Below are 18,080 nucleotides of genomic sequence, written 5' to 3' on the forward strand. Positions count from 1 at the left end.
ATTATTTAACAAATTCTCCTGCAAGTATCTTGAAAAATCCTTTATTAATTTCTTCTTTGAACAATATTATCATAATAGTTAAAATTATCGGACCAAAGAAAAATCCAACTACTCCAAAAGTTTTAAATCCAACAAATAATGAAATTAATGATAAAAGTGGATTTATACTCAAATTCTTACTTAAAATACGTGGTTCAAGCGTTATACGCATTCCAGCAATAAATATATATAAAAATAAAATTGATAAACCTAATAAATAATTGCCAGTTAAAAAAGAATAAACTGTCCATGGCAGCAATATCCCTCCTGCACCAAATATAGGTAAGGCATCAAATAATGCTATAAGCATTGACATTAAAAAAACATAGTTTATCGAACTAACAAATATATTTATTATACTTAATCCCACTACTAATTCTGTAAAACATAATGATAATAATATTAATTGAGCTCTTAAATACTGACAAGCTACTCCAACTACATTAACTCTAATTTGTTCAAATTTTTCTAACCATATTTTAGGAAACTGTTGTTCAAAAAAATTATGAACCGTTTCTATATCTCCTGCCATTAAAAATGTCGCCGTAATTGTTATTATAACATATACAAAAAGTACTGGTAATTTTAATGTCAAAGATAAAATGTAGTTAGCAATTACAAATCCTAAATTAGCTAATTTAGAAAGTGCCATTCCCATAAAATTCTTAATTGGTATTATTGCAACTGAAGGTAATAATCTTTCAAAAAATCCAAATTTTTCAAATAATTCCGAACTAATATTTTTTAAGGTATTAGTATTTTTTATCAACCAATTTGAAAGATTATATATTTCATTATACGATCTAATAAATAATAAAATTAATATCACAGGTATTATTAAATAAAATAACATTATTACTATCATATTTGATATTCTGTGACTAAAATTAAACTTATTTACCAAAAAATTAACTGGACCTCTAGTTACCGTAACCACTATGAATGCAATCACAAATGGTAATAAATATAAAGACGCTTTAAAGGCTATTAAGGCTATTAATATAACTGTTATCATGTATATTAAAGGTAAAAATCTTTTCAAACTAAATTCCTGTCTATTCTCCATTTTTCACACTCATTTCTTATTTATATATATTAATTATACTAAACAAAAAAGACTAAGTCAATTTGATTTACCTTAGTCTAATATATTAAGTTAAAAACCTACTTCTACTTCTCCATTGTATTTTTCCATTATAAATTGTCTTACTTTATCAGTTTGTAAAACTTTAATTAATTTTTGTATTTTTTCATCATTTTCTTTACCTTTTAATACTGTAATTATATTTACATAAGGAGAATCCTTACCTTCAACTATTACAGCTTTATCTCCTGTAATTCCTGAAGCTAAAGCATTATTTGTATTAATAATAGCTAAAGTAACTTCAGATAATCTAGGTGCAATTTGCTCTGAATTTAAACTTGTAATTACTAATTTTTTAGAATTCTCTACAATATCAGAAATATTTGCATCTAATTTTTCTCTACTATTTAATTTAATTAAACCTGAAGCATCTAATAATAATAGTGCTCTTCCTCTATTCGTTGGATCATTAGGAATTAAAATTTCTGATCCTTCATTTATTTCATTTATATTCTTAACTACATTTGAATATGCTTTTAAAGGTTCTAAATGTATAGCACCTGCACTAACCATTTCTATATTATTTTCTTTACCAAATGTTTCCATATATGGTATATGTTGGAAATAGTTTGCATCTATACTTCCATCTTTTAATGATATGTTGGGTTGAACATAATCATTAAATACAACTATTTCAAGTTCTATACCTTCAGCTTTTAAATCATCTTTAATAAATTCTGCTATTTCTTGATGCGGTATTGGAGAAACTCCTAAAATTAATTTTTTACTATTTTCATCAGAAGATTTTCCTCCAACACATGATAATACAATAAAAGTTAAAAATACTAATATTATTTTTTTAAACATATTACCTTCCTCTTTTCTTTTCAATAAATTTTACTATTCTAGTTCCTATAAATTGTATTATTTGAACTATAACTATCAATATAAACGTTGATAAATACATTAATTTATAATTACCTCTTTGAAAGCCTTCTATAACAGCTAAGTTACCTAATCCTCCACCACCAATTATACCTGCAATAGCAGAAAAACTTACAAGTGAAATTAAAGTTAAAGTTAATCCATTAATTATTGAAGGTATTGCTTCAGGTATTAACACCTTAAATACTATATCTTTATTAGTAGCTCCCATTGAAATAGCAGCTTCTATCAATCCATAACTAACTTCATTTAATGAATTTTCTATAATTCTGGCTACAAATGGTGCTGTTCCTATTGATAAAGGAATAATAAATGCCGTTGTACCATATGATTTACCAACTATTAATCTTGATAAAGGAATCAAAAGAACTATCAAAATTACAAATGGTATTGATCTAGTTATATTAACTATTATTAAATCAAGAATCTTATTTAAAGTTCTATTCTCTGAAATAGATCCCTCTCTTGTAATTGACAATAATATACCTAATGGCAATCCAATGATGCTTGCTATACTTATTGAAATAAATATCATATATATTGTTTCTAATATGGCTTTAATAATCATTTTAACACCTCTACTCTAATTCCAACATTTTCCAACCAATTTATTATTTCTTCTATATTATTTGTTTCTATACTTATGTTTAAATGCCCTATTTTTACTCCACTTGCTAATGTATCAATGGAACCACTAAGTATATTAATATCCAAATTAAATTCTCTAGTAAGTTCTGAAACATAAGGTTTATCAACTTGATCTCCATCAAAAATCAAATTAAGTGTATTAGCTCTTCCTTTTTGAACTTCTATTTTTAAATCACTTATTAATTCTCTTGAAAAATCAATCTTAGGGTTAATAAATAATTCCTTTACTGTAGAGACCTCTATTAATTTACCATTTTTCATAACAGCTACTCTATCACATATTTTCTTAATAACTTCCATTTGATGTGTTATTAATATAATAGTTATTCCTAATTTACTATTTATATCTTTTAATAATTCTAATATTGAATTAGATGTTATTGGATCTAAACTTGAAGTAGATTCATCTGATAATAATATATCGGGATTAGTAGATATAGCTCTTGCAATAGCTACCCTTTGTTTTTGTCCTCCACTTAAATTATTTACATATTCATCTTTAAAATTTTCTAATCCAACCAACACAAGTAATTCATTTACCTTTTTATCAATTTCACTTTTTGAAAATTTTGATATTTCTAAAGGTAAAGAAACATTTTCAAATACAGTCCTTGATGATAATAAATTAAAATTTTGAAATATCATAGATGTTTTTTTTCTATATTCCCTGGTTTCTAAATCATTAAATTTAAAAATATCTTTATTTTCATGATAAATAGTTCCTTTAGTTGGACTATCTAGCTTATTTATCATTCTAATTAAGGTTGATTTTCCAGCACCAGATAAACCAATTATTCCAAATATTTCTCCCTTTGATATCTCTAAACTAACATCATCAACAGCTATTTTTTCATTGAATTTTTTGGTTAAATTCTTTATTGTTAGGTATGACATTATTCCTCCTTAAAATAAAAAGTCAGGCTTTAGTGCCTGACTTAACTAGTTACATTCAAGGCACAAACACAAACAGCTTGTACCCAAAAATACAAGCTTTTATTACATGTGCATCATATTCATTTTAAATGTAACTACTTTATTTATCATATTTTTTCCTCCAAAATTATTACAAAGTAATAGTATCATATATTTATATAAATTACAAGTATACAATATATATAATAATATATATTTTAAATATGATTAATCTTTACTAATTATTCTAATAATATTATTTACAATATCAAAACCATACCTAACATTTACAACTGCTCTATTTTCCTTTTTTTCATTAACAATATCAACATTAAAATCATATATACTATTTTCTAAAACATATGAGATATATTCTCCATTATCATTTAATGTTATATCATTATTAAGTATAATTTTTAATTTTAATTCATCTTCAACCTTAGAAGAGTTAAGAGGGCAGCCTTTATCACATATTAATTTATTTTGTAAATTTACTAAAATATCTGAATGAATAATAATACTTTTATAATTATCCATTTCTTTTACAGCTTTTGTTATTTCTACTTTATTTAAAGTATTAGTTATAAACGTGTTTGATTTAGAAAAATCATCATTATTAAATATCTCAAAAATTTTTTTAAATTGAATATCATAAAAAAATTTCTTCATTTTAAACTTAAGCTTTGCTAATTGCTTTAATTTTGTTTTATCATATTTTAATATATCCTCAAAAACTACTTCTTCATTTAATATTAAATTTTCATTCTTAGAATAAAATTCATTATACATAACCTCGTATATATCTTCTTTTTTTATAATTTTATTAATCATTATTTCACTTCCTTTAAGTAAAAAGAGAATTTATAAAAAATTCTCTTTTTAAATTTATTCATTTTCTTCTATTCTTTCTCTTCTGCTCTTGAACTCAAAACTTTCATTATCTGAATCAATAACTTCAATTTCTTCATTTACATTAATTAATTCTTCTGGTACATTTAATTTTAGTTTTAATAAGAAAGATGTTGTTTCTCTATTAATACTATCTATCATATCATTATATACATCTGTACTTGAAATTTTATACTCATTAACAGGATTTTTTTGTCCATAAGATTGTAAGTTTATACCTTCTCTTAATTCTGTTAAATCCTTTAAGTTTTGTCTCCATTTTTGATCAAGTACTTCAAGCATAATATATCTTTCTATTCTAGAAAATTGTTCTTCTCCTATTTCTAACACTTTATTATCATACCTATTTTTAACTTCATTATATAATATATCATAAATTTCATCTAATTTTGAAGCCTCATAAACTAAATCAGGTAATTCAAATCCATATATTTCATAAATTTTTGAATTAAGATTTTCAAAATCCCATTCTGATTTATTAGGAGATAATATATCATCCACAACAGAAACAACTGTATTATCTATCATATCATAAATCAATTCTCTAATTTCTTTATTATATAATATTTGATCTCTTTGCTTGTATATAACTTCTCTTTGTCTATTATTTACATCATCATATTCAATAAGATTTTTTCTTATAGAGAAATTTCTACTTTCAATTCTTCTTTGTGCATTTTCAACAGCTTTAGATATTCTTCCATGTCTAATATCCTCATCTTCAGGTATATTTAAAGCTTTCATCATTGACTTAAGTTTATCTCCTCCAAATAATCTCATTAAATCATCTTCTAAAGATAAATAAAATTCAGAAGCTCCTGTATCTCCTTGACGACCTGCTCTTCCTCTTAATTGATTATCAATTCTACGACTTTCATGTCTTTCAGTACCTAAAATAAATAATCCACCTGCTGCAAGAACCTTTTCTTTATTTTCTTGACATTCTTTTTCATAAGTCTTATAAGCCTCATAATATTCAGACGTTCCACGTTCAGCTACTTTAATCGCTAATGAATCTGGATCTCCACCTAATTTAATATCTGTTCCACGTCCTGCCATATTAGTTGCAATAGTAACATTTTTATATCTACCAGCCTGTGCTATAATATCAGCTTCTCTTTCATGATATTTAGCATTTAAAACTTCATGAGGAATTTTAGCTTTAGTTAAATATGATGAAAGCAACTCTGAATGTTCTATTGATGCCGTACCAACTAAAACTGGTTGACCTTTTTCAAACAACTCTATTATTTTATTAACTATAGCCTTGTATTTAGCTTTAGTTGTCTGATATATTACATCAGGTAAATCTTTTCTTATTACCGGTTTATTAGTTGGAACAACTACAACTCCAAGTTTATATATTTGTTTAAATTCCTCTTCTTCTGTTTTAGCAGTACCTGTCATCCCAGATAATTTTTCATACATTCTGAAATAATTTTGTAATGTAATTGTTGCAAATGTTTGATTTTCTCCAGCAACTTTTAAATGTTCTTTAGCTTCTATAGCTTGATGTAATCCATCAGAATATCTTCTACCATCCATTAATCTACCTGTAAATTCATCAACTATAATAACTTCATCTTTTTCATTTATTATATAATCTCTATCTCTTTTAAATAATTCCTTAGCTTTTAATGCTTGTGATAAAAAATGAGTTAATTCAACATATTGTGGTGAATAAAGATTATCAATTTGTAATATTTTCTCAACATTTTTTATACCTTTATCAGTTATTGTAACTGTTTTAGCTTTTTCATCAACTTCATAATCTTCCCAGTCTTCATCTGGAATAACAGTATTTTTTTTATCTTTTATTTCTTCTGTTTTGTAACTTCTCTTTAATCTTAATACTACATTAGCAAAAACATCATACCAATGAGTTGTTTCTTCTGCTGGACCTGAAATTATTAATGGTGTTCTAGCTTCATCTATCAAGATAGAATCAATTTCATCAACTATAGCATAATTATGTTCTCTTTGAACTTTTTCACTTGGATCATGAACCATATTATCTCTTAAATAATCAAATCCAAATTCATTATTTGTTCCATAAGTTATATCACAATTATATTGTTCTCTTCTAGTTTCATTATCCAAATTAGCTATTATTACTCCTGAAGTTAAACCTAAGAAATCATAAATATGTGCCATAGTATCTCTATCTCTTTTAGCTAGATAGTCATTTACTGTAACTACATGCACACCTTTTCCAGTTAAAGCATTTAAATATATTGCTAAAGTTGACATCAAGGTTTTTCCTTCACCTGTTTTCATTTCTGCAATTTTACCACTATGTATTATCATTGATCCTATTAACTGAACATCATATATTCTCATACCTGTTAATCTTTTAGCAGCTTCTCTAACTACAGCGAAAGCTTCAACTAATAAATCATCTAACGTTTCTCCTTGTTTTAATCTATTTTTAAACTCTTGCGTTTTAGCTGCCAAATCTTCATTACTTAATGCTTCCATAGTCGGTTCTAATGCATTAATTTTTTCTACTTGTTTTTTCATTTTTTTTATAATTTTTTCATCAGATGAACCAAATATCTTATTAATTATATCTATTATTTTCATTTTTACTCCTTTTAATATTATATATTTTAAAAAAGGAAATTTTTATTCTATATATTTTAAATTATTTCTACCATAAATTTTATTGTATGTAAAAAAAATATTCCAAAAAGATATTATATTATTTTTTCTTATAATCCTTGTATTTTTAAGAAAAAATTTTTCTATATTATTTTCTATATTTATATTTTCATTTTCTTTTTTTTCTATTTTTAAAAAGCTTGTTATCATTCTATCAATATGAATAGTATTACTCGAATTATTAAGTGTTTTATTATTCATAATTACAAATAAAAGTGAAAGCATAAAAATAGAAATTAACCTATTTTTTTGTTGCATTTTACTCCTTTATTGATATTATAGCAGCAGATCTACCAATACTATCCTTATCTAATCTATGAGAAAATGTATTAGCAATTTTCACACCTCTATTATCTATAACTATATTAGATTCTAATATCCCATAATCTAGTGCCAATAATTTATTTAATAATGTATTATCATAAAATATTTTACCATTAATTTCTTTAAAACACTTTTGAAAATGATTTGGAAATACATTTTTAAAATTTTCTAAAAACTCAGTTCCAACCTCATAATCATCAATATGTATACCTATACCAAGAGCTATTAATAAATCTTCTTTTTTACTATTATATGTACTAATCATTTTATCAATTAATTTATGTATTACAAATTTTGTAGTTCCTGCCCAACCAGAATGTGCTAAACCGTATGCTAAATTTTTTTTATCTAAAATATAAATAGGTAAACAATCTGCATAAAAAGTAAATATAGCTACATCTTTTCTCATTGTAACAAAACCATCAACATTTTCAATATTTATTAATGCTTCAATATCAGCATCATTAGGTATATCAATAATATTATTTGTATGTTTTTGTAATGCAAAAACAATTTTTTTATCACTAATTCCCAATATAGAAAGTGCATTTTCCCTATTATTCTTTGGATTATCATTATTTATATAATCTGCCATATTCCCCAATTCTTTCTTGGTAAAAGCAGCTATGCAATTATATTTTAAAAATTCATCTATGATATAAAGATTTTTTTCTTCTTTAAACATTAATACTCCCTGTTTAATAAATAATGTGCAAAATCTACTAATTTTTGATTATCTTTTACTATTTCTATTGCATCATTTGTAAATTTTTCTTTTAACATTTTAGATTTTTCTAAACCTAATATTTTAGGAAAGGTTGATTTATTATTCTTATCATCAGTATTTTCTTTACCAATTTTTTCAAAACTAGATTCTGCTTCTAAAATATCATCTTGTATTTGATAAGCTAATCCAAGATATAGTATATATTTTCTAAGTGCATTTCTAGCTTCTATGTTTATAGATAAACTAATAGATGCAATTTCAACCGTAGCCATTAAAAGCATTGCTGTCTTATTCAAGTTTATTTCCATTAAATCATTAAAATCCATATTATTTTTATTTTCATTTAATAAATCTAAATACTGACCTAATATCATACCTTTATGTCCTGAATAATATGAAAGTGCAACTATACTATATTTATTAGAATATTCTGATTCTGCAAGCACAGAAAAAGCTAATGTTAATAATGCATCTCCTACAAGAACAGCATTAGACTCACCATATTTTTTATGTACAGTCAAATTCCCTCTTCTATAAGCATCATTATCCATACAAGGTAAATCATCATGTATTAAAGAATAGGCATGTATTAATTCTATAGCAACTGCTTCATTTTCTATATATTTTTTATCCTTTTTATATATATCGGCAAGTAAGTACATAATTGCTGGTCTTATTCTTTTACCACCTAAAAGAACTGCATATTCCAACATTTCATCAATTTCTTTTATTGATTTATGTTTTTTTAAAACCTTTTTTATGCTTTCATCTACATCCTTCTTTATATTTTTTAAATATTTCTCCATATATTATTCTTTCTCGAAATTTATTTTTATTACCTCTAATTTACCTTCAACTTCTTTTAATTTTTTTTCAGCTTCTTTTATTAATTTAACAGCATTTTCATATTCTAATATAGAATCATCTAAAGATATATCAAAGCTTTCTAATTTAACTATACTTTTTTTAATTTCTTCTAAAATAGTTTCAAAATTTTTATTTTCCATATTCACTCCTATTTTTTCTTGTAAAATGTCACTACTTTTTTATTATACTCTCTTTCATCAAATTTAACAAAATCTCCAATTTCATTTTCTAATTTTTCATATTTACCGTGCTCACAAATTATTATACCATCTTCATTTAATATATTATGGTTAGAAATTTTTTTTAATGTTTTCTCTGTTAAATTTTCTTTGTATGGTGGATCCATAAAAATTATATCAAATTTTTCATTTTTATTTTCTAATATTTCTATAGCCCGTAAAGCATCATTTTTATATGCTCTACATTTTTTTTCAAGGTTTAAATTATTGACATTTTCAATAATTACTCTTAAAGCCTCTCTATCCATTTCAATCATTACAGCTCTACTAGCTCCTCGACTCATAGCCTCAAAAGACATATTCCCAGTACCAGAATATAAGTCTAAGAAAATTGCATCTTCAACCTTAGTTGAAATAATACTATAAATCGCTTCTTTTACTCTTTCAAGAGTAGGTCTAGTCTCTTTACCTATTCTACTTAAAATAACTCTATTTTTTAAATATCCTGATGTAATTCTCATAATTCTCCTTGTATAAACATTGCATCACCAAAACTAAAAAATCTATAATTATTTTCTATTGCATGTTTATATGCATTCATAATATAATCTTTACTAGCAAAAGATGAAATTAACATTATTAAAGTTGATTTAGGTAAATGAAAATTAGTAATTAGTGCATCAACTATTTTAAACTTATATTCACCATATATAAATATACTTGTTTCAGATTTTTGTGCAATTAAATTATTATTTTCATCAAGTGATGATTCAAGTGTTCTAATAGATGTTGTACCAACTGCTATTATTCTTTTTCCTTCTTTTTTACCTTTATTTATTATCTTTGCAGTTTTTTCAGGAATAATATATTCTTCACTATGCATTATATGATCTTCAACATTTTCTACTTGAACTGGTCTAAAAGTTCCAAGACCAACAGTTAAAAAAACTTCTAATATTGTTATACCCTTTTTTTCAATTTTTTCAAGTAATTCAGTAGTAAAATGTAATCCTGCAGTAGGTGCTGCAACAGATTCTCCTGATTTAGCATAAACTGTTTGATATCTACTTTTATCTTCTAATTTTTCAGTAATATATGGTGGTAATGGCATTTCAGCGAACTCATCAAGTATTTCTTCAAATACACCCTCAAATTCAAATTCCATTATCCTATTTCCATCTTCTTTAATTTCTAGTAATGTTGCTGATAATTTATCTGAAAATATTAATTTATCATTCATTTTTAATTTTTTGGCAGGTTTTAGTAAAACTTCCCATTTTTTTAAATCAATTCTTTTTAATAAAAAACATTCTAATATTACCCCATTTTCTTTCTTACCAAATAATCTAGCTGGAATAACTTTAGTTCTATTAATTACTAAAATATCATTAGGGGTAAGATAATCAATAATATCATAGAATTTTTTATCTTCTATAGTTCCATTATTTTTATTTAAAACTAATAATTTTGAATGATCTCTTGGATCTATTGCATGCTGTGCTATAGATTCTAAAGGTAAATCAAAATCATAATCTTCAACTCTCATTAATTTCCTTTCTTTTTACCAAAAACATATCTTTCATTTCCAGTTAAATCTTTACCAATTAATACTTCAATATATCCAAATTTTTCCATAATTTCTTTTACTTTACTTCCTTGAGAATAACCTATTTCAAAAAGTAAATATCCATTATCTTTTAAATAATTTTGTGCATTTTTTGATATTTCAAAATAGAAATATAGTCCTCCATCATCTGCAAATAAAGCATTTTGTGGTTCATGTAATAAAACATTTTCTGACATAATTCCTATTTCATCACGAGATATATAAGGAGGGTTAGAAACAATTAAATCAAATTCCTTATACGTAACATTTGAAAATAGATCAGAATGTAAAATTTTCACATTTTCTACATTTAATATTTCTAAATTTTTTTTAGCTACTTTTAAAGCATTTTCTGATATATCAACAGCTAAAACTTTACTACTTCTATTTTCAAGCCCTATTACTAAAGCTATAGCTCCACTTCCTGTTCCTATATCTAAAACTTTAGGCTCATCTATTTTATTTATTAATTCTAAAGATTTTTCTACTACAACTTCTGTATCTATTCTAGGTATTAAAACATTTTTATCTACATAAAATGAATAACCATAGAAAATTTGTTCATTAAATATATATTGTATAGGTATTTTTTTCTCAACTATTTTTTTTAATATATCTCTTAGCTTATTTTTTTGGTCTTCATTAATACTGGTATTGTATTTAGTAAATAATAAACTCATATCAATATTTAATAAATTAGAAAAAATAATGTTTGTAATGATATTACTTTCATTTATACCTTTTTTATCCAAATAAACTTTAATTTTTTCATAATAATCTCTAATAGTTTCAAGTACTATTTCTTCTTTTTTATTAGAATCATAATTTAATAGTTTATCCTTTATCCTTTTTTTTTCATCCTCTGAAATTATTCTTTCAAAATTTGAATAAAGAGAAATTCTATCAAGTAATAAAATTTCAGATAGTATCTTTTCTGCAACAAATCTAGGTTTAAAGACACCTTTATTTTCTAAGTATTTAACTGATTTATTCAGTAATGTTAATAAAGTGTCTTTCATATTAATTTTCACCTGAATTTTTTAACAACTCTGCTTGATTAAATGCTATTAAAGCATCAATAATTTCATCTAAAGAACCATCAAGTATAGCATCTAATCTATGTAAAGTTAATTTAATTCTATGATCAGTAACTCTTCCTTGAGGATAATTATATGTTCTAATTTTTTCAGATCTATCTCCTGTACCAACTTGACTTCTTCTTTCAGCTTCTACAGAACTTCTTTGTTTTTCAACCTCAATTTCATATAGTTTAGAAGCTAATACTTTCATGGCTGCTTCCTTATTTTTAATTTGAGATCTTCCATCTTGTGATGTTACAACTATACCTGTAGGCTTATGTGTAATTCTAACTGCTGAATCAGTTGTATTTACGTGCTGTCCACCTGCACCACTAGATCTATATGTATCTATTTGTAAATCAGATGGATTTATAGCTACTTGCTCTACATCATCTATTTCAGGTAATACTGCAACAGTAATTGTAGATGTATGTATTCTTCCAGATGCTTCTGTATCAGGAACTCTTTGTACTCTATGTACTCCACTTTCAAATTTTAACCTTGAATAAGCACCTTTTCCAGATATTAAGAAGGTTATTTCTTTTAATCCTCCAACACCTATTTCATTTTTATCTATTATTTCTGTTTTCCATCTATTTCTCTCAGCATATCTTGTAAACATACGGAATATGTCAGAAACAAATAAAGCAGCTTCATCTCCACCTGCTCCTGCTCTTAATTCAACTATTACATTTTTATCATCATTTGGATCCTTAGGTAAAAGCAATATTTTTAATTCTTCTTCTAACCTAGGAATTTCTTCTTCTATTGAATCAATTTCTATATTTAACATTTCTAACATTTCTTCATCTTTTTCAATTTTTATTTCTTCTTTATATTGTTCCAAAGCCTCTTTTTTTGATTTATATGATAAATATTTTTCAACAATTTCTGACATTTGACTTAATGTTTTATTATATTCCATTAATTTTTTAGGATCTGATAATACTTCTGGTGTCATAAGTAATCTATTTATTTCTTCGTATTTTTCAACAACTTCATCTAATTTTTGAAACATCATTTTCCCCTTTCATTTTTTTATTTTTTACTATTTATTATAGCATAAATGTACTTTTTTATCAATCGATAAAAACTTTACATAATTAAAGAATATTTACTGCTAAAAATATAGTTAAAGTCTAGTTTTTCTTATATTGACTTTTTATTTTATAGTGCTATAATAATAAAAAGAACGGAGGTGCTTATATGTTAATAAGTGAGATTATAAAAAAAGAGAATATCTGCATTGATTTAAAATCAAAAACAAAGAAAGAAATTTTAAAAGAATTAATATCTTTAGTTAAAACTGGAGAAATTTTAGATGAAGAAAAACTTTACAATGATTTAGTTGCCAGAGAAGATGCTGGTTCAACAGCTTTAGAACATGGATTAGCTATACCACATGTTAGAAGTAATAATATAACTCATTTTTCTATAGGTTTAGGAATAAGTCAAGAAGGTGTTGATTTTGAATCTTTGGATAATGAAAAAACTAAACTTTTTCTATTTATAGCTACACCTGCAAAATACAATAATTTACATTTAGAAGCTTTAGCTAAAATAGCTAAAATTTTTTATAACAAAACTAATGTTAATGTAGTTTCTAACTGTAAATCTAAAGAAGGAATAATAAATTTAATTAACAAATTAGAAGAGGTAAATATATAATGTCTAAATTAAATATAGATACAATGAACGATTTTAAATACATTTGGAATTTAAAATCAAATAAAGACAAAAGTATACTAACATATATACTAACAAAACCAAATTTAGAAAAAAATAGATACGATAGTTGTATATACATGTTTGATGGTAAGGAACATAGAAAATTAACAAATGAAGGAAATTATGAATTTTTAGATAATTCTAATATATACTTTTTTTCTAAAAGAACTGATGAGGATAAAGAAAATGAAAATGGTAGTGTAATATATAAATTAAATATAGAAAAATCAGGTGAAGCTGAAAAATTTTTAGAATTTGATTTTTCTGTAAATAAAATATATAAAATACATGATGATTTATACATCTTATCTTCTGAATACTCTTTAGATAATCCAGAATTTCACTCATTATCTAAGGAAGAAAAATCTAAGTACATCAAAGAAACAAAAGATAAAAGTTTTAGAAGAATTATAGATGAAATTCCATTTTGGAATGATGGTTCTACATATATTTCTAAATCAAGAAACGCTATTTTTAAATATATACCTTCTGAAAATAAAGTTGAAAATATAACTTTACTTGATGGAACTAGCACAAATATTTTAGATATAGACAATAATAAAATACTTTTAATATCTGAATATTTTGATAAAAAAATGGAAAAATATAACTCTTTAGTTGAATATGATGTAAAAACTTCAGAAATAAAAACTATAGTTAATGACGGAAAATATAGTTTCTCAAATGCTAAATACAGTAAAAATAATATATATGCAATAGCAAGTTTAATGGAATTTTATGGTATAAACGAAAATAGTAAAATATTTAAAATAAATAGAGATAATTCAGAAATCGAACTTTACTTAGATGAAGATGTTAGTTACGGAAATGCCACTGGTACTGATGCTAGATTTGGGTATAATGAAAGCTTTAAAGTAGATTATGATACAGAAGAAATAACATATATATGTACTACTGAATATAAAGCAGAGCTACATGGTGTAAAAGATGGAAAATCATACGTTATTTCTGATTCATTAGGTTCAGTTGATGGATATGCAATTTTAAAAAATGAACTATATCTATTAGGATTTAAAGATTCTAAATTATTAGAAATATACAAATCAAATGGATTAGAACAAGTTACTTCATATAACGATGACATTATGAAGGACAAATATATAGCAGAGCCTAATATGTTTGAATTTGAATCTAATGGAGACATAATAAAAGGATTTGTTCTATTACCTGAAAATTTTGACAAAAACAAATCATATCCTGCAATATTAGATATTCATGGAGGTCCTAAAACTGTTTATTCTACTATTTATTACCATGAAATGCAAGTTTGGGTAAATAAAGGATATGTAGTAATGTTTACAAATCCTCATGGTTCTAGTGGTAGAGGAGATAAATTTAGTGATATTAGAGGTAAATACGGAACTATAGATTATGAAGATTTAATGAAATTTGTTGATGAGACGTTAATTAAATACCCTAATATAGATAAAGAAAAATTAGCTGTAACTGGTGGTTCTTATGGTGGTTTCATGACTAACTGGATAATTACACATACAGATAGATTTAAAGTTGCTGCTACTCAAAGATCTATATCTAACTGGATTTCTATGTATGGTATTAGTGATATAGGTTATTATTTCTCAGATGATCAAAATTACACTACATTACCTAATGAAAAAGGATTTGAAAAAATTTGGAATCATTCTCCATTAAAATATATCGAAAATGCTAAAACTCCAACTTTAATAATACATTCTAACGAAGATTATAGATGTCCTGTAGATCAAGGATACCAATTATTTACCGCTCTAAGAGATAGAAATGTAGATACTAAAATGGTATTATTCTACGGAGAATCCCATGGACTTTCAAGAGGTGGTAAACCAAAAGCTAGAATAGAAAGATTAGAAGAAATTACAAATTGGATAAATAAATATACAAAGTAATTAAATAGGGGCTAAAATTTAGCCCCTATTTTCTATTTTTCATAATCTTGATATAAGAAGAATTTATTATTATCTTCAAATAATTTAGCTATTTCTAATATTATATTATCATCAAATCTTCCACTTGAAATTAATACTCCTAATGGTAATTTATTTTTGGTTAAATGCGTTGGTATGCTAATACTTGGTGTATCAGTTACATTTGATAATTGAGTAAATGGTGTAATAGTCCAAGCAGGTAACCATTGATCATAAATTAATTGTATAGCTTCTTCTTTAGTTAAACCAGACATATCTCTCATTTTTACTTTTAATTCTTCTGGTATATGGTTATAATCAGCTGAAGGAGCTGGATAAGAAGTTGTAGGTGTTATGAAAGCTTGATATTTATCAAAAAATTCATCTACAGTTTTTCTAAATCCTTTAAGTGTTTCTTTTGCATTATTTATATCTTCATTATTTAACTTATTACCAGCTTGGTATAAAGCCCAAGTTAATAATTCAACATCATCCATCTTTAAAGGTCTTTTTAGTAAAGTTTCTCCGAATTTACCTACTCTGCTTCCTATATACGATGCATTTGTATAATATGCCATCATCATAGCTCTTCCATCTATAGGATAGTCTACTTCTTCTAATGTATAACCCATATCTTTTAAGAAATTAACTGCATTTTCAACTGCTATTACAGCTTCTGGACTTATAGGAGTATTAGCAGGAGTTTTTGTAGTATAAGCTATTATTTTATCTTTACTTAATTTTTTATCATTTAACTTATATTCAGGATTGTGAAGAGCCTTAGCTATAGCTAAAACATCTTCCATTTTTTCAGCTATAAGGAAGTTTTCTAATTTAAATCCTTCAGCTGCAGAATTATTTTTAATAACTCCACCTGTAGGGAAATATCCTATTAAACTTGAGAATGATGATGGTATTCTAATAGAACCTCCTCCATCATTTGCAGTACCTATTGCAGTTTGTCCTATAGCTACTCCTGCTGCAGTTCCACCTGATGAACCACCAGGATTTTTACTAATATCCCAAGGATTTTTAGTAGAACCATATAAATCAGAATTAGTTACATTTATCCAACCTAACTGAGGTATAGTAGTTTGAGCTATAGGTATAAACCCTAAATCAGTAAACATCTTAACTAAAGCATTATCATCTTTAGATATATTATCTTTTCTATAAACTAAAGCCTGAGAATTAATCCCATCTTTTAATTCAAAAGTTATTCCTTTTACCAGTATAGGTACACCATAGAAAGGTTTATCCATATTTTTAACATCTTTAGCTTCTAAATATGCTCTTTCTTTTAATTTAGGATCTATAGATTTTCCGTCATATTTAATTATATTATTCAAAATAGGATCTGTTTCTTCTATTACCTCATATGCCAAATCTATTAATTGTTTAGGTGTTACCTTTTTTTCCTTAACCAATTTCGCCATTTGAACAGCCGATAATTTTTTGTACTCTTCTTTAGTTAAAATATAGTTGCTATTTTTTCTAGCTTCCATATTGTTATTACCTAAACTAGAAATAGGTAAAATTGTTAAAATTGATAATAGAAATAAACTACTCAATTTAATTAATTTTTTATTAATTTTTTTAATCATAGTTATTCAGATAAAAATATATTTTTATCTTTAAATCCTCCTTCTTTATTTTTAAAAATATTATATAAAATAATATTATAGAACATATAATTTCATATAAAGAAACAATAAAAAGACTTTCTTATATATTTAAATTCATATTTATATGTATTTTATCGACATATTTTTTATAATTAAACATTCTATTTGCCCTTTAATTTAAAGACAGAAAGTAATTGTTCTAACTTAACTTATTTTATTAATATTTTTCTACATATAAATTCTAACATTTTGAATATTTTTTTTCAATTAACACTAATTTTAAATTAAAAAATAAAAAAGTTCAGATAACTGAACTTTTATGTCTTAAATTTATTTTACTATTTCTAGCTTAACTTTAGTAATTCCTTTTTCAAAATTTTCAATTTCTTTGAATGCTGCTTTACTTAAATCAATAACTCTACCTTTAATATACGGTCCTCTATCATTAATTCTAACTTTTACTGATTTACCGTTACTTATGTTAGTAACTTTTACTTTTGTTCCAAAAGGCAATTTTTTATGAGCTGCTGATACTTTCCATGTATCAAATATTTCTCCATTAGCAGTTTTTCTTCCATTCCATCTTTCACCATAATATGAAGCAATTCCTGTTTGATAAATTTCTGTTTCAACCATTTCTCTAATATTTTCTTCTTCTACTGGTTGGCTTTGTTCTTTTAATTCAGATATTAATTCCTTAATATCTTCTCCTTTAACTTCGACATTTTCAATATGACTACCACTAATATTCTCACTAGCATTAACTAATAATAAGGTTAAAGTCAATAAAAATATCGTTAGTATTTTTTTCATAGTACCTCC

18 protein-coding genes are annotated in these 18,080 nt (G+C 24.8%); 2 read left to right on the top strand and 16 right to left on the bottom strand.

Annotated features, from left to right (window positions below):
- Nucleotide 1: 1 nt before the first annotated feature.
- The 14 genes from ytvI to prfA all read right to left on the bottom strand — a co-directional run bounded on the left by ytvI (nt 2) and on the right by prfA (nt 12,998).
- Entirely contained in the window at nt 2-1,105 is a 1,104-nt protein-coding gene (ytvI, locus tag BUE91_RS01345; RefSeq protein ID WP_066900611.1) for a sporulation integral membrane protein YtvI, read from the bottom strand.
- Nucleotides 1,106-1,195: 90 nt separating this feature from the next.
- The gene (locus BUE91_RS01350) at nt 1,196-1,990 is read right to left on the bottom strand and encodes a MetQ/NlpA family ABC transporter substrate-binding protein (RefSeq protein WP_066900613.1); all 795 of its coding nucleotides are present in this window, start codon (nt 1,988-1,990) and stop codon (nt 1,196-1,198) included.
- A 1-nt stretch (nt 1,991) separates the two neighbouring features.
- Complete coding sequence (locus BUE91_RS01355) at nt 1,992-2,636, bottom strand: methionine ABC transporter permease (protein WP_073507700.1); 645 nt, start codon at nt 2,634-2,636, stop codon at nt 1,992-1,994.
- Nucleotides 2,633-3,610, bottom strand: a complete 978-nt coding sequence (locus BUE91_RS01360; RefSeq protein WP_073507701.1) for a methionine ABC transporter ATP-binding protein — start codon at nt 3,608-3,610, stop codon at nt 2,633-2,635. The genes BUE91_RS01355 and BUE91_RS01360 overlap by 4 nt, the downstream gene beginning before the upstream one ends.
- A 246-nt stretch (nt 3,611-3,856) precedes the next feature.
- Nucleotides 3,857-4,459 carry a hypothetical protein gene (locus BUE91_RS01365; RefSeq protein WP_073507702.1) on the bottom strand — a complete coding sequence of 201 codons (603 nt, stop codon included), beginning with the start codon at nt 4,457-4,459 and terminating at the stop codon, nt 3,857-3,859.
- Nucleotides 4,460-4,513: 54 nt separating this feature from the next.
- Entirely contained in the window at nt 4,514-7,120 is a 2,607-nt protein-coding gene (gene secA, locus BUE91_RS01370) for a preprotein translocase subunit SecA (RefSeq protein ID WP_073507703.1), read from the bottom strand.
- Nucleotides 7,121-7,162: 42 nt separating this feature from the next.
- Nucleotides 7,163-7,456 (bottom strand): hypothetical protein, encoded by a 294-nt coding sequence (locus BUE91_RS01375; RefSeq protein WP_066900624.1) that lies wholly within the window; start codon nt 7,454-7,456, stop codon nt 7,163-7,165.
- 1 nt (nt 7,457) lies between these two features.
- Nucleotides 7,458-8,207: a purine nucleoside phosphorylase YfiH/LACC1 family protein gene (locus BUE91_RS01380; RefSeq protein WP_073507704.1), complete on the bottom strand. Its 750-nt coding sequence runs from the start codon at nt 8,205-8,207 to the stop codon at nt 7,458-7,460.
- Nucleotides 8,207-9,055 (bottom strand): polyprenyl synthetase family protein, encoded by an 849-nt coding sequence (locus BUE91_RS01385; RefSeq protein ID WP_073507705.1) that lies wholly within the window; start codon nt 9,053-9,055, stop codon nt 8,207-8,209. The genes BUE91_RS01380 and BUE91_RS01385 overlap by 1 nt, the downstream gene beginning before the upstream one ends.
- A gap of 3 nt (nt 9,056-9,058) precedes the next feature.
- The gene (gene xseB / locus BUE91_RS01390) at nt 9,059-9,256 is read right to left on the bottom strand and encodes an exodeoxyribonuclease VII small subunit (protein WP_066900630.1); all 198 of its coding nucleotides are present in this window, start codon (nt 9,254-9,256) and stop codon (nt 9,059-9,061) included.
- Nucleotides 9,257-9,264: 8 nt separating this feature from the next.
- A complete protein-coding gene (rsmD, locus tag BUE91_RS01395) occupies nt 9,265-9,816 on the bottom strand; it encodes a 16S rRNA (guanine(966)-N(2))-methyltransferase RsmD (protein WP_066900631.1) in 552 nt (183 codons plus the stop codon).
- On the bottom strand, nt 9,813-10,841 hold the full coding sequence (gene queA, locus BUE91_RS01400; RefSeq protein WP_066900634.1) for a tRNA preQ1(34) S-adenosylmethionine ribosyltransferase-isomerase QueA: 1,029 nt from the start codon (nt 10,839-10,841) through the stop codon (nt 9,813-9,815). Before queA ends, rsmD begins: the two co-directional genes overlap by 4 nt.
- Nucleotides 10,841-11,920 (bottom strand): peptide chain release factor N(5)-glutamine methyltransferase, encoded by a 1,080-nt coding sequence (gene prmC / locus BUE91_RS01405; protein WP_073507706.1) that lies wholly within the window; start codon nt 11,918-11,920, stop codon nt 10,841-10,843. Before prmC ends, queA begins: the two co-directional genes overlap by 1 nt.
- Nucleotide 11,921: 1 nt before the next feature.
- Nucleotides 11,922-12,998 carry a peptide chain release factor 1 gene (gene prfA / locus BUE91_RS01410; protein ID WP_066900638.1) on the bottom strand — a complete coding sequence of 359 codons (1,077 nt, stop codon included), beginning with the start codon at nt 12,996-12,998 and terminating at the stop codon, nt 11,922-11,924.
- A gap of 188 nt (nt 12,999-13,186) precedes the next feature.
- Here prfA and BUE91_RS01415 point away from each other — a divergent pair, with 188 nt between their 5' ends.
- Nucleotides 13,187-13,648 carry a PTS sugar transporter subunit IIA gene (locus BUE91_RS01415; protein ID WP_073507707.1) on the top strand — a complete coding sequence of 154 codons (462 nt, stop codon included), beginning with the start codon at nt 13,187-13,189 and terminating at the stop codon, nt 13,646-13,648.
- Nucleotides 13,648-15,615, top strand: coding sequence for an alpha/beta hydrolase family protein (locus BUE91_RS01420; protein ID WP_073507708.1), 1,968 nt, complete (start codon nt 13,648-13,650; stop codon nt 15,613-15,615). Before BUE91_RS01415 ends, BUE91_RS01420 begins: the two co-directional genes overlap by 1 nt.
- Before the next feature lie 32 nt (nt 15,616-15,647).
- Here BUE91_RS01420 and BUE91_RS01425 read toward each other — a convergent pair whose 3' ends face one another.
- Nucleotides 15,648-17,237, bottom strand: coding sequence for an amidase family protein (locus BUE91_RS01425; RefSeq protein WP_066900643.1), 1,590 nt, complete (start codon nt 17,235-17,237; stop codon nt 15,648-15,650).
- Between the two features lie 351 nt (nt 17,238-17,588).
- The gene (locus BUE91_RS01430) at nt 17,589-18,071 is read right to left on the bottom strand and encodes a septal ring lytic transglycosylase RlpA family protein (RefSeq protein WP_073507709.1); all 483 of its coding nucleotides are present in this window, start codon (nt 18,069-18,071) and stop codon (nt 17,589-17,591) included.
- Between the last annotated feature and the right edge of the window lie 9 nt (nt 18,072-18,080).

Source organism: Streptobacillus notomytis (genome assembly GCF_001902585.1).
Lineage (GTDB): Bacteria > Fusobacteriota > Fusobacteriia > Fusobacteriales > Leptotrichiaceae > Streptobacillus > Streptobacillus notomytis.